Genomic DNA, 13943 nt, shown 5'->3' with positions numbered 1-13943 from the left:
ACCTATGTTGTAATGTACTCCCTGAAATCATTTTTAACATTTTAATATATCAATATTCTTCAATAATCTTTTTTACATCAATAATATTTCCGTTATTAGAAACTCCTTTAATCAATACAACATACTTTTTTATCGTTTTGGGTATACTAGCTTTAAATGAATACGAACTCGAATCAAGCTTTACACCTGGTTCCCAATGTAACACGCCATATTTATTAAAAAGGCTCTCCCCTGGAAAAAAAGTATAATTAGGCATAAAAAACATAGGCTCTTTTTTATAACCTAAGTTCTTAAATATATAATACGGTTTATTCTTTTTTTCAACTATTTTATTTTTAATTTTTGGCTTTATATATTTGGTATTCAAATAAATTGAAATCGCTCCATAAGGATCATTCCCCCCTCTTCCTATTCCAGATTTATTAATACTTATTCTCTTAACAGAGTTAATATCTATATATTCTAAGTAAGTTAATTCTAATCCATTCAACCTATCATTATTTATGTAAACATTCATTGGGATACCTTCATGTGTAAGAGACGTATTATGAGCTCTAGATGAAAAAATTCTAATCATTCCTTGAGCACTTTTAACAAGCACACCTGATTGAGAATCGAGATAATCTAACACAGATTTAAAATCATTCACATTCTCACTATTAATTTCAAAGTTTTTCACAAAACTTGTTCTATCTACAGGTGAAATGAACTCATCGTCTATCTTTTTTTCTTTTATTAATCTTCCTTTAACTTTTACTTCATCTAAAATTTCGTTTTTATTACCAAAAATGAATGTTCCTCCTTTTGATTTACTAATTTTATTCTTTCTTATTTTTAATGCGCCTTTTTTATAAAAATCATTTAATATTTTTATTCTTACATCTTTTTTATTATTAAAAAAAAGCTTTAGTGAATCACCTTTATAAAAAGAAAGGTTATAAATCTTAAAAAAGCCTGAAGAATCTGTCTCAGTCATTAAAATATTTCCTTTTTCTGTATAATAACCAAAAACATAGTTTTTTAATAGGACACCACTTCTTCTGTTAAATAACTTCCCCTTAACTGTAAAACCTTTCTCAAAAAATTTTTTTATAGTACTCTTTTTTCCTAGCAAAATCTCATTCCAAGGATATATATTCTTTTTTTCAAATACCACATCCCCCTCTCTGAAACCTTCTGGGAAATTATTAAAGTATTTTTTATTATTTAGTAATCCATCTTCAAACTTCCTTTTCTTTTCATAGGGGAGTATAGATATCGATAAATTCAATAAAGAATCTTTATGAAACTTGTGTAGAGTAAAATTAATAGAATCTTTATTTATTCTTTTTTTTATTAATGTTACTGGTTTTAAAACTAATTTAGGTTTGTTATAGAAACTCCTTTCGGCTATCAGAGAATCTCTTTTAAATAAAGAAATAGTTATCAAGCCTTTCCCGACACTATCCTTATGAAACCAATTATTTCTCTTATTATCTTTAAAAATTATTTTATTAGAATAATAAATATGTCCATTTTGGTGAATCAAATAACTGTAACTATCTTTTTTTAAATCTGTAGTGTTTGATCTAAACATTAAATGACAAATATTATTTCTCTCTATCAAATTAAAAACCACCCCTTTTTCAATAGATTTTTTGATTTTAATTTTATTAAACCCTTTATTTTCTATTTCTACATAATAGCTCTCTCCTTTTTGAGGTTTTAGATAAATTTTACCAATACCTAAATTATCTGTTTTAAAAAATGATACCTCTTCCTTTTTACTATTCTTTATTACACCTCTATATTTTTGTTGTTTCTTTCCTTGTATAACTTTAACCCAAAGGACGTTAATAATATTGTTTACTAAAGAATTAGACTCATAATATAACTCTACTTTTTTTTCCGGCTTAACTATTTCATCTAATTCATAAAAACCTTGTAGTACTTTTAGTTCTCTTATCTCTTTTTCTTTAAAATTCTTACTCCAATTGGTTTCTATTTTAAAATATATTTTTTTAAAACCATAATCATAAGGAATTTTTATATATGAATGAACAACACCGTCTTCAAACTTTAAAAAAAAACTTTTTATTAGTTTTCCATTCGCATTATAAATAAACAAAGTCCCCTTTTTAGTTTTTTTAAATAGTCTCTTAGTTTTGTCATCTAAAACAAAACACGAAAACCATGCTTCTTCCCCAGGGAAAAAAGATGTTTTATTAAATTGAAAAACAAATTGTTCTTTAGCTAACTTATGGTAATTAACATATTTTTTATTTATACTATCAAGCCAATTTTGGCTAAAAACAGCAGTAAAAGACAACATAAAAATAATGCTGGTAGTAATTATTTTTTTCATAGTACTCAAATATAATAAAAAAACCAACACTATTATATTAGTTTTCAGCTACCTTTATTATTCTTCTCTTCAATCCATTTACTCATATACTTAGTGGCTTGAAGTGTTTGATGTTGTAACAAACTCCCAAGAAAGTTGTATGTTCGATGTGTTTCAAGGTCTTCTTGAATTTCCGAAAATCTATTCATAAAAGACACTGACAACTTTTTTTTGTCGTATAACTGATTGATTATTTCAACTCCATTTTTTTGGAATTCTTTCCATAGGTTTTTGTTAGAGTATAACTCAACTGCTCTTTTAGAAAATTCCTCAAAATCATTTTCTACAAAACCATTCCAAGATAAATCAGCACGCATACCTTCTACTCCAATATTGGTTGTTACCGATGGTGTTCCACAAATCATAGCTTCAGTTAACTTACCTTTTATTCCTGCTCCAAAACGTAATGGAGCCAAAACTACTCTTGATTTTTGCACTACCTCCATCGCATCGTTTGCAAATCCTTTTACAAAAAATCGTTCTTGTGGTTTATGTAATTGCCGAATTTGCTGTGTGGTATATGCCCCATAAATATGCATTTCTGCATTGGGCAACTGTTTTCTAATATGATTCCAAATTGTTTTTAACTGAAGCGCAGCATCAACATTCGGTGCATGAAAAAAGTTCCCTATAAACACAAAATGACTTCGGTCTTCAAAAGTATTCCATGCTTGAATAGTTTTATCAGTAATATTCTTCAACAAGAAAGGAAGATGACACAGTATCTGCTTATCAATTTTAAATATCTTTTGGAGTAAATTCATTTCATAAGAAGAAATTATCAAACTTAAATCACAACGTAAAATGGAAGCTATTTCTCTTTTTGCTTCTTCAGATTTTAATAACCCTTCATTAGAAAACGCTTCTCCTTTTTTCAATTGTTTGTGACGAACCTTGCGCAAAAAATGTAGATCTTCCGTGTCTAAAACTCGAATTGCTTTTGGAACATACTCCGCCACTCGCCAACCAAATTGTTCTTCCATCATAAAACGATCAAATAACACCGCTTCTGGCTGTAAGTTTGATACAAATTCATCAAATGAAGAGCTATTTAATTCAATTGAAACTTCTTCTACTCCTAGAGTAGTTAAATCTAAAGAGTTTTCTGTTTTATGAGCTGGTGAAGCAAATGTTATTTGATAATTATCTCCTAAAAACAACTCAATTAATTGTAGCATTCTATTTCCTGCACCAGTTGTTTTTTCAACCCAAACGTACCCTATTATTAAAAGTTTCTTCATATAAAAATCAAAGGTAAAATAAATCGATTAAAACAAATCTACAATCCATTATTTCAAGTCAGTTAGATTGTGTAATTTTGTAGTTATTATTCTGAAAAACACAAAACAAACATAACTCATGAAATACGATGTTATCGTTATTGGTTCTGGACCTGGTGGATATATTTCTGCTATCAGAGCTGCACAATTAGGTTCTAAAGTTGCTATTATAGAAAAATACCCAACTTTAGGTGGAACTTGTTTAAATGTTGGATGTATCCCATCTAAGGCTTTATTAGATTCTTCTCACCATTATTACGATGCTGTTCATCATTTTGAAGAGCACGGAATTTCTGTTGAGAAACCTTCGTTCGATTTTGGTAAAATGGTAGATCGTAAAGCTAAAGTAGTTGAAACTACTACAGGAGGTATTAAATATTTAATGGACAAAAACAGCATTGATGTTTTTGAAGGTGTTGGTTCTTTTGAAGATGCTACACATATAAAAGTTACTAAAAATGATGGTTCTTCTGAAGTTATTGAAGGAACAAACATTATTATAGCAACAGGTTCTAAACCATCTACGTTACCATTTATTTCAATTGATAAAGAACGTGTAATCACTTCTACTGAAGCTTTAAAGCTAAAAGAAGTTCCTAAGCATTTATTAGTAATTGGTGGTGGAGTTATCGGATTAGAGTTAGGTTCTGTGTACAAGCGTTTAGGTGCTGATGTAACTGTAATTGAATACGCTCCTACAATTACCCCTGCGATGGATAAAGATGTTTCTAAAGAACTTACTAAAGTTTTAAAGAAGCAAGGAATGAAGTTCAATGTAAGTCACGGAGTTACTTCTGTTGAAAGAAATGGAGATGAAGTAGTGGTAAAAGCTACTAACAAAAAAGGAGAAGAAGTTACGTTTACTGGTGATTACTGTTTAGTATCTGTAGGACGTCGTCCTTATACTGACGGATTAGCTTTAGACAAAGCTGGTGTAAAAGTTACAGAAAGAGGAATGGTAGAAGTAAATGATCATTTACAAACGAATGTTTCTAATATTTATGCTATTGGTGATGTTGTACGTGGTGCTATGTTAGCTCATAAAGCTGAAGAAGAAGGTGTTGTTGTTGCTGAATATTTAGCTGGACAAAAACCTCATATTGATTACAACTTAATTCCTGGTATTGTTTATACTTGGCCAGAAGTTGCTGCTGTAGGTAAAACTGAGCAAGAACTTAAAGATGCTGATATTGATTATAAAGCAGGAAAATTCTCAATGCGTGCTTTAGGACGTTCTCGTGCTAGTGGAGATATTGATGGATTTGTAAAAGTTTTAGCTGATAAAAACACGGATGAAGTATTAGGTGTACATATGGTAGGTGCTCGTGTAGCTGATTTAATCATGGAAGCGGCTGTAGCAATGGAATACAGAGCTTCTGCGGAAGATTTAGCTCGTATCTGTCATGGACATCCAACCTACTCTGAAGCGGTAAAAGAAGCGGCTAAAGCTGCTTGGGATGGAAAACCATTAAATGCTTAATTAAAAGCTCTAATATATTTAAAAAAAAGCAATCTCAAATGAGGTTGCTTTTTTTTGTTTGATTCTTTCCTTTTTTAAATTAACTTCGTTAACATTGAATATAAATCATTAAAATGGATTCATATTCGTAAACGAGTTATAAAAAATTTTATGAAAAGGACATTAAAATTTATTATTGTTGGACTTGGACTACTTTGTCTATATTCCTTAATAAGTATGTTTGTTGATATGGGAAATAGTATGGCAAATACTAAAAGAATAAAACAACCTGAGGACTTTAAATTAATTTTAGACATTGACAATCCTGAATTGAACTATAAATATAGTTTTTCAAAATTTTCAACTAATATAACATCTATATATACCTATAAGGAAAATATTATTACACTTCTGAGATTCCCCAAAAAAAGTAAAAATATTGTAGATAATATTATTATTGAGAATAAAAACATCAATTACAACAATGATAATATCCAAACAACTTTTTTAGGATTTGACAATTTGATATGTTTTTTAAACAATAAAAAAATTAACATTAATCAAATTATATTATCCATCAAAAATTTTTCTGAAGAATATATCAAAGAAAGAAAAGCTAATGAAATCTACTTATCATTTCCTATTCATAATACTTTCTACCTAAGTTTTAATACCCCTGATAACGTTAAGATTCATTGTAAAAAAAATAAATCTTTTAATAATGAATTAGAGTTAAATGAATTTATGATTATAGAAAAAAATGAGTTTATTTATATTATTTATTTAAAACCATTTAATTCATACATAAACAAAGGTTTGTTATTAAAGGAAATAGTAATAGGGTAACCAAACCATTTTACAACATTAGCTAAAAAACATTGCTCACGGATTTTCCCGTTAGGAAAATACCGAAGCAAACCAAATGTTTAAGTATATTTATAAACTAAACGCAAAAACAACGCAACGTTTCCTAGTTGAAACCGTTAACGAAGTTAATTTTCATTTTTAATACAGAACAATAAAAAAATCCCGAACTAAAATAGTTCGGGATTTTTTTTATGTATGGTTTTCTATCTTTATTGAATTCCGTAGAAAGAGCTTACATTATCTTCAATATTAGAAGCTTTTTTAATTGCTTCGTACATTTGATATGTTTTGTTTTTTCTATTATTAGCAATACGCTTTCTAAACGTATCGTAGTTATCTAATTTCGTTGGTAATTCTCTCTTTGTTACTACAAACGCAAATACACCTCTATCACCAGCTACTTTATTATATAACTCGTTTTCTTTTGCATTTACCATAGCACCAATCGCTTTAGGAGCATATCCTACACCAGAAATAGTTGGTGATTGCATGTTTAAGTTATCTGCATTACGAACTGATTGCTTAGCTGCTTTTGCAATTTCATCTAAATTAGCTCCGTTCATCTTAGCTTCGATTAACTCAGCTTTTTTCTCGTTTAATAAAATTGGACGAACTCTGTTAATTGCTTTTTCAACTGGCATTAACCCTTTTTCTGTTTTACCAGTTAACACAGCAACTACGTAACCACCATCAACATCAAAACGCTTGTAATCTCCTTCATTTACATCAGCACCAAATGCCCAAGTAATAATTTCTCTTTCGTTTCCTACTCCTGGTACGTTTTCGTCTAATGCTTTTAAACCAACTGCTGGTTGAGAAGATAAATTCTTAGCTTTTGCAGCATCATCAAACTTAGTTCCTTTTGATAATTCTTGAGCAAAAGTTTCAGCATTTTGGAATATGTTATTTTCAGTTTCTTCTGAAGCTTCAATCTTACGTCCGAAAGTTGCTAACTTAACAACTGGTTGAAAGTTCTTTTGTCCGTCTACTTTAATTACGTGGAAACCAAATGGAGTTCTTACAACTCCCATATCTCCTTCTTTACCTTCGAAAACGAAATCTCTAAACGCTGGTACCATTCTGTTATATGGGAACCAATCATAGAATCCTCCTTTTTCAGCAGAACCTTTATCAGATGATAATTCTTTAGCTAAATCAGCAAATTTAGATCTGTTAGCTTTAACCACAGTTAATAAGCTGTCTGCCATTTTCTTTGCTTCATCTTCTGTTCTAGTAACATCTGCACCTGCACTAGAAGCTCCAATAAAAGGAATTAAAATATGACTTGCTTGGGCTGAATCTGGCATTTGAGCAACTTCAGTAATTTTTGATAATTTAAAGAACTCCCCGTCTTTATATGGTCCGAAAGTATCACCTTCTTTACCTTCAAAAATTTGATCAGCAATAATTTGTGGTACTTGAACTTTGTATTGAATATTATCGTTTAATGCTAAATCTGATTCGTTTTCTTCGAAGAACTCTGCATAATCAGTAGCATTTCTTAATCCTTTTACTTCGATACCAGCATCATTTTTAGCATCTACTAATAATTTTGCTAATTCAATTTTAATAGCAGCTTCGTCTTCTGGAGTAGCAGCAATATCAAACTTTACAAAACGAATATCTCTTGAAGCATCTACTTGGAAACTTCCTTCGTGATTTTTAATATAATTTTCTACCTCACTTCTCTTAATAGTTACTAAACTATCTGCAATAGAAGTATAAGGAACGTATACATACTTAGCGTTAACTTTTGTGTTTTCGTTTAAGTATTGTAATTCTCCTTCTTTTAAAGAAGCACTTAAACCAGCAGCTACTAAGTTATCGTAAGTAGTTTTTTCTAACCCGCTTTGTAACGAAGTCATAAAGTTTTGCCATAACTTCCAAGTTTGACCATTCTCTTCCTTGATAGTAGCTAAAAACTCTTTTAATTTATTTTTATCGAAAATTCCTGAAGTTTGGAATCTTGGATCATTTTGAATTGATGGATTATCACAAACAGCTTTAAAAATATCTTCATCTCCAACAGTAATTCCTGCTTCTTTTAATTGAGTTTGATAAATTTTTTGCCTTACTAAGTTATTCCAAACAGTTTTTGCAGCTTGCATTTCTGAAACTCTGTTACCTGTTTGTGCTTTGTAAGCGTCTAAAGCCTCAGCAAACTCTTGACGAGAAATAGTTTCTCCGTTTACTTCACCTATTTCATTCACCTTACTTGCATTAAAAAAATCTGAAATTGTAGAAGGGTCTAATACAAATGCAAATAGTGCTAAACCAATTACAAGAATTAAGAACATTGAGCGTTCTCTAATTTTCGATAAAATTGCCATACGTCATTTATTTTATTAACAGTGTGCGAAAATACAATTTCATAGTTAATAATGCAACGTTTTTTTAGCTGTTTTAGAGGGAGTTCTCTCTTAAGTTACAGAAAGTGTATTTACTCTTCTTTATCTAAGACTTTAAAGTAAATATCATCAATTTTTGTAGCCTTTGCAGTAAGTATTTTAATATAGAAATTTTCTATATGAACTACATCATTTTCTGTAGGAATAGTTTCGGTATGATTAATAATAAATCCGCCTAAAGTTTCATAAGCTTCTTCTTTAGGAATATCTAAATTGTATTGTTCGTTTAAATAATCTACTTCTAAACGTGCCGAAAACTTATATTCTTTATCGTTAATTTTTTCGTCTAGTAATTCATGAATATCATGTTCATCTTCAATTTCACCAAACAATTCTTCAACAACATCTTCTACAGTAATAATTCCTGATGTTCCTCCATATTCATCTACAACCACAGCTATACTTTTTCTTTTTTTCATTAAAGCATTTAGTACATCGTTAATAATCATAGATTCAGGCACAAACTCTACAGGTAATAATATTGATTTTATTGTACGTGGTTTTTTAAAAAGTTCAAAAGCGTTTACATACCCAAGGATATCATCTAAAGAGTTTTTATACACTAATATTTTAGAATATCCAGTTTCTATAAATGCATTTCTAAGATTTGGCACTGTTTCATGAATATCAACCGCCATAATCTCTGTACGAGGAACCATAATTTCTCGTGCTTTTACTTTATGAAATTCTAATGCATTTTGAAAAATTTGAATCTCAGAATCTACTTCTTCTTCATTATTTCCTCCATCGAGTTGTTCGGAGATATAATTACCTAATTCTTCTTTACTAAACTCAGTTTGTGCTTCGTCTTCTTTCGTTTTGAAAAACACGTATAGAAAGAAATCAGAAATTTTAGTGATAAATCCTGTTAACAAATAAAATAATAAATAGAAAAAATATGCTGGAACTACAAAGAGTTTCAACATTTCATTGGCATAAATTCTGAAGATTGCTTTTGGCAAAAATTCAGCAGTAACTAAAATGATTATGGTTGAAATTGTAGTTTGAGTTATTAAGCTAACATCTTTCAATAAATAATCGAAGATGAAAACATTTGTCGGTAATAATGACTGAAACCAAGTCATTAGCAACTCACCCATAAAGTAACTATAAATTACTAAGGCGATGTTATTACCAACCAACATGGTAGTAATAAATTTGGAAGATTTTTGAGTAAGAATCCCTAGTATTTTAGGGATAATTCCTTCTCTCTTCTTCTCTAATTCTATATGAAGTTTATTTGCTGATACAAAGGCGATTTCCATACCTGAGAAAAAGGCTGAAAATAATATAGAAACAAAAATTATAATGAGTTCGGTTTGCATTACTGCTTTTTATTACGTTCTTCTATTTTTCTCCTAAACTTTCTTTTAAAGAAGAAAATTACCGTAATAAATATAGCAAAACCAAACATAATAAATGCTTGTTCTTTATCAGAATTCCATTTTAAAATTCCTTCAATTAAAAATATTACTCCAACTACTAAGTAACCGTATTGTAAATATTTCCAAAGTGTATTCATTAAATATCTTTTTGTTTGGTGTATAAATCACCTGTTATATCTTTAGCTATATGCTTGCTTAAATCTTGTCTTGATTCGAAACCAAAGCCGTTAATTGTATCGGTTGGATTTGTGTATCTAAAACCATCTTCAGTAAAAAAGTATTTTTCTTTTTGATCCCAAAACAACTGGTTGGTTTCTAATTTAGATTTACTTTTATGATTGAATATAACAACGTTTCCTTTTATTTCAGAAACACGAGTTTTATTGAATGACAAAGCATAATTTCCTGTAATAGTTGTTGAGTCTCCTTCTTCTGAAATAGTTACAATTTTAATTCCTTTAGGGAATTCGTTGTACGGATGCTCTTTTCTATTCGTAAAATCATTTAAAAAAGGAGTAATCAATCTAGATGTTATTCTTCCTGAGTCTTTGTACACATGATTTACTTCTTTAGCAGTTGCTATTGGTAAATTTTTATTTGCCAGAAAATCTTGCACTTCTTTTTTACTGTTGACACAAGAAAAAAACATTGCTATCAAACCAATGATAGCAATGTTTTTAAATATATATTTTGTACTATTCTTCATAGAAAACTACTATGGTACACGAACTGTTTCTCCAATCCAACATCCAACTCTATATGAAGAACCAGAAGCTAAACCTTTTTGGAAAACTAATTTCTTAGAAGGAACATTTTTTCTATAGCTTGCAATGTATCTTCCTGCTCCACAACCTGGATCTACTCTTTGCGCTTTTTGAGCTTTGTTTAAAGCAGCAACATATACCATTCTCTTTTCAAACTCGTCACTACCACAAGAGTTTGCACTTTTTTGGTATAAACTAGCAATAAATAAATATGCTTTACCTAAGTTAGGGTTATATTTTAATGCTTCGTAAGCTAATGCTCTTGCTCTACTTCCGCTAGCACTTTGAGCTTCAATTAGCTTATATCTAGCCTTTTTGTTAGGATCTGTTTCTAAATCAAATGCTTTCTTTCTCATTTGAGCAGCTCCACTTCTATCTCCGTTTTTAGCTAAAACTCCTGCTAAGAAGTTATATGCATCAGCAGACTGAGTAGCTTCAGCATAAGCATTTGCTAACTTTTCAAATAAAGGATCAGTTTGACATCCTTTGTTATACATTCTTGATACTGCTCTTTTTAACCAAACCCCATCATTTTTGTTAGTATCAAAATCTCTAGTATAAATTGGAATTAATCTATCACAAGTTGCTATCTTAGAAATCATAGCGTCTAATCCTCCTTCAACTTTACCTAAAGATGTTGAATTAATAGTATATGCATTTAATCTTTTCTTTTCTTTAGAATCGATTGTTCCTGATGAATCTTTAGCTTGTAAAGCAGCAATCTTCTTGTTATAATCATCTAATTTAATTTGTACAGATTCCATTACATCATCATAAGTATCAAATACTTTTTGAGGATTAGTATCTTTATTTTTCTCTGTAACAGCTTTAAAATATCTAAAGATATTCTTAACCCCCATATCTTTTGGAGAAATTGCATATGCTTTTTCTAAGATTGAGAAAACTTCACCATCAGTTCCTATCTTATTTTTGATAATATACGTTGCATAGTCACTATGTGCTTTTGCAGGATCTTTATCTGGAAAGTTAGCTAATCTCATTTCATAAATCTTCTTAGCTAATGCATGATCTTTAATACCAGATGCTACCTTAACACCGTACTTATAAATGTTAACTGATAATTTAGGGCAATTATTTAATAAATAATCTAAATCTGGTTTAGCTTCAGCATATTTTTTACTTAATGCATTTTGCTTAAAAAGATTATACTTAATGTTACATTCTTGACTTGCTTGCGCTTTTACCCCATTTACGGCTACAAACAAAAATAATCCTGTTAGTAAATACGTAATTTTTTTCATCACTTTATAAGTTTTTGTTAATCTATTCTACTTTTTCGGAACCATTGAATATCGTTCAAAGATAAACTTAATCTAACATTAAAATAATTTTCTTTAATTAAATTATTGTTAGTTGTACCTCTTTGACCATACTCAAAACCTAAGTTAAGAGTTGATATTTGTCTTGGTAACGGTAATGCTACACCAACATTTATGCCATAATCGTTAATTGCAGTAAAATTTGTTGAATTTGGATCTCCTTTTACTAACAAACCTGTATCTTCAAAACGAACACCAGCTCTATAGGTAACTCTATCCCAATAACTTGAAATTGAGTTTACTTTCGGAATATAATATCCTCCTATAGAAAATCTTTGAGCATTATCATACCTATAAGCAGTTTCTAAATCTTCAAACACCCTTTCTCCAGATGCTTTTCCTGAAAATTCTGAGTTAAACCCTACATACCATTTATTCTCTTTACCTAATCCGAAACCAACAACTGTTCTTAAAGGAATTGTAACTGAACCATCTATTCCTCTGTTATAAGCTTCATCTTTCGGAATTTCTTGACCAGAACCGCTAAAGATTAAAGAAAATAAACGTTCACTTCCTCTAGCACTTAAGTCACTACTTAATGTTAAGGCTGCTCCTGTATGTAAATTCATTTTGTCGGTTAACTTAGTTTTATATTGTGTTCCAAACTTAAACTGACCTCCACGAATATTTAAATCTTGATTATATTTAGTCGCAAATGCAACATTTCTAACTTGGTTTAATATTGAGTTCTCAATATTTCCAAAAATAAATCCTGCTTCAAAACCTACAGAAAAACCTTCAAATAAATAAGAACCAAAACTTGCATAAATTCTGTTAGTTCCTCCTGTTCCTGAAAATTTATTAACCTCTTCAATTACATCTCCATTTCTTGTTTGATTCAATAAAGAATATCCTACAGACGATAATGGCTGTAACCCTACAGAAAGTCCTGCTTTTTTACCAATAGGAAAACCTAAAGCAATATACCTTAAACTTGTAATATTTCCTGATTGTGTAGCATCAGTTTCTTTTAACGTTACAAAAGATAATTTACCGGCAAGAGCATAGGTTGCTATTCGAAGATCTGCATTTGCTGCTGGATTTATAAAATTTAAATATTGGTTTTCTTTTTGAGCTACTCCTATTCCTCCCATAGAAGATTGTTCTACCGTTTTCGGATTAAACTCATCACCGATTCCAAAGAAAGAATATGGTGATGCACTGTTTCTTTGTGCTAATATAGTACCTGAAATTAATACAAATGCAACGGCTAAAAATCTCTTAATCATTCGCTAAATTATAATTCAAAATTGTATGTAATCCTTCCAAAACAAAATTTGGATGGGCAAATATGACACTTTTTAATTGTTTAGCCAAGAAATTTGTATCTCCTCCTGTTAAAACAACTGTTAAATCTTGAAACTTTTTTGAATATTGATTAATAACTCCATCTATTTCATTGCAAACTCCATTTAAAACTCCTGAATGCATTGACGATTCTGTATCAAAACCTATAAAATCGGTAAATTCCCCTGATTCTAACAACGGTAGTTTCGCTGTAAAATTATGTAAAGCTTTGTAACGCATTTGTATACCTGGTGAAATAGCTCCTCCTAAGTACTCATCTTGTTTACTTATAAAATCGAAAGTTATGCATGTACCTGCATCGATTACCAAAACATTTTGTTTAGAATATTTTTGAATAGCTGCAGAAGCCAATGCAATTCTATCAACTCCTAACGTTTTTGGAGTTTTGTATAAATTGGTAAAAGGAACTTTTGTTTGATTCGTTAGGAATATAGGATTGTATAATTCTCTGATTTCTTTCTCTTCTTCTATTGATAAATTACCTACTGAAGATACAATACAATGTGTTATCTTCTTTTTAAAAGAAAAACTTTTTATTTTTTCTAAAAATTCTTCTTTACTAAACACAAAAAACTGTTCTAAATTATCTTCCTCAAAAACAGCAACTTTAACTCGAGTATTTCCTAAATCTATGATTAATTTCATCAGCTATTTCATAAAAAAACAAAGTTACAATACATTTTTTTAAATGTTTTGTTTTGTAAAATTAAAAATCGGTTATATATTTGCATCCGCTTAACGAAAGCTAC

The 13943-nt window shown here is 29.8% G+C and carries 11 protein-coding genes; 2 read left to right on the top strand and 9 right to left on the bottom strand.

What is annotated here, in order from left to right; all coding sequences use genetic code 11:
- Positions 1-49 precede the first annotated feature (49 nt).
- Together WH52_RS12195 and WH52_RS12190 are read right to left on the bottom strand one after the other, a co-directional pair.
- Positions 50-2344, bottom strand: coding sequence for a hypothetical protein (locus WH52_RS12195; RefSeq protein WP_086031236.1), 2295 nt, complete (start codon positions 2342-2344; stop codon positions 50-52).
- Between the two features lie 44 nt (positions 2345-2388).
- A complete protein-coding gene (locus tag WH52_RS12190; protein WP_233131562.1) occupies positions 2389-3624 on the bottom strand; it encodes a glycosyltransferase family 4 protein in 1236 nt (411 codons plus the stop codon).
- A 118-nt stretch (positions 3625-3742) separates the two neighbouring features.
- On the opposite strand from WH52_RS12190, the gene lpdA reads away from it, so the two are divergent.
- Both lpdA and WH52_RS12180 read left to right on the top strand, forming a co-directional pair.
- Entirely contained in the window at positions 3743-5143 is a 1401-nt protein-coding gene (gene lpdA / locus WH52_RS12185; protein ID WP_086031235.1) for a dihydrolipoyl dehydrogenase, read from the top strand.
- Positions 5144-5293: 150 nt separating this feature from the next.
- Positions 5294-5968, top strand: coding sequence for a hypothetical protein (locus WH52_RS12180; RefSeq protein WP_143592161.1), 675 nt, complete (start codon positions 5294-5296; stop codon positions 5966-5968).
- Between the two features lie 230 nt (positions 5969-6198).
- On the opposite strand, the gene WH52_RS12175 is transcribed toward WH52_RS12180, so the two are convergent.
- From WH52_RS12175 to WH52_RS12145, 7 genes are all read right to left on the bottom strand, one after another.
- The gene (locus WH52_RS12175) at positions 6199-8319 is read right to left on the bottom strand and encodes a peptidylprolyl isomerase (protein ID WP_086031233.1); all 2121 of its coding nucleotides are present in this window, start codon (positions 8317-8319) and stop codon (positions 6199-6201) included.
- A gap of 110 nt (positions 8320-8429) precedes the next feature.
- Complete coding sequence (locus WH52_RS12170; protein WP_086031232.1) at positions 8430-9722, bottom strand: hemolysin family protein; 1293 nt, start codon at positions 9720-9722, stop codon at positions 8430-8432.
- Complete coding sequence (locus WH52_RS12165) at positions 9722-9919, bottom strand: hypothetical protein (protein WP_086031231.1); 198 nt, start codon at positions 9917-9919, stop codon at positions 9722-9724. The genes WH52_RS12170 and WH52_RS12165 overlap by 1 nt, the downstream gene beginning before the upstream one ends.
- Positions 9919-10488, bottom strand: coding sequence for an LPS export ABC transporter periplasmic protein LptC (gene lptC, locus WH52_RS12160; RefSeq protein ID WP_086031230.1), 570 nt, complete (start codon positions 10486-10488; stop codon positions 9919-9921). The genes WH52_RS12165 and lptC overlap by 1 nt, the downstream gene beginning before the upstream one ends.
- Before the next feature lie 9 nt (positions 10489-10497).
- The gene (locus WH52_RS12155; RefSeq protein WP_086031229.1) at positions 10498-11808 is read right to left on the bottom strand and encodes a tetratricopeptide repeat protein; all 1311 of its coding nucleotides are present in this window, start codon (positions 11806-11808) and stop codon (positions 10498-10500) included.
- Positions 11809-11825: 17 nt separating this feature from the next.
- Positions 11826-13115: a hypothetical protein gene (locus WH52_RS12150; protein ID WP_086031228.1), complete on the bottom strand. Its 1290-nt coding sequence runs from the start codon at positions 13113-13115 to the stop codon at positions 11826-11828.
- Entirely contained in the window at positions 13108-13839 is a 732-nt protein-coding gene (locus WH52_RS12145; RefSeq protein ID WP_086031227.1) for a type III pantothenate kinase, read from the bottom strand. The genes WH52_RS12150 and WH52_RS12145 overlap by 8 nt, the downstream gene beginning before the upstream one ends.
- Between the last annotated feature and the right edge of the window lie 104 nt (positions 13840-13943).

The organism is Tenacibaculum holothuriorum (assembly GCF_002120225.1).
Classification (GTDB): Bacteria; Bacteroidota; Bacteroidia; order Flavobacteriales; family Flavobacteriaceae; genus Polaribacter; species Polaribacter holothuriorum.
This window is presented reverse-complemented; position numbering and strand designations above follow the sequence as displayed.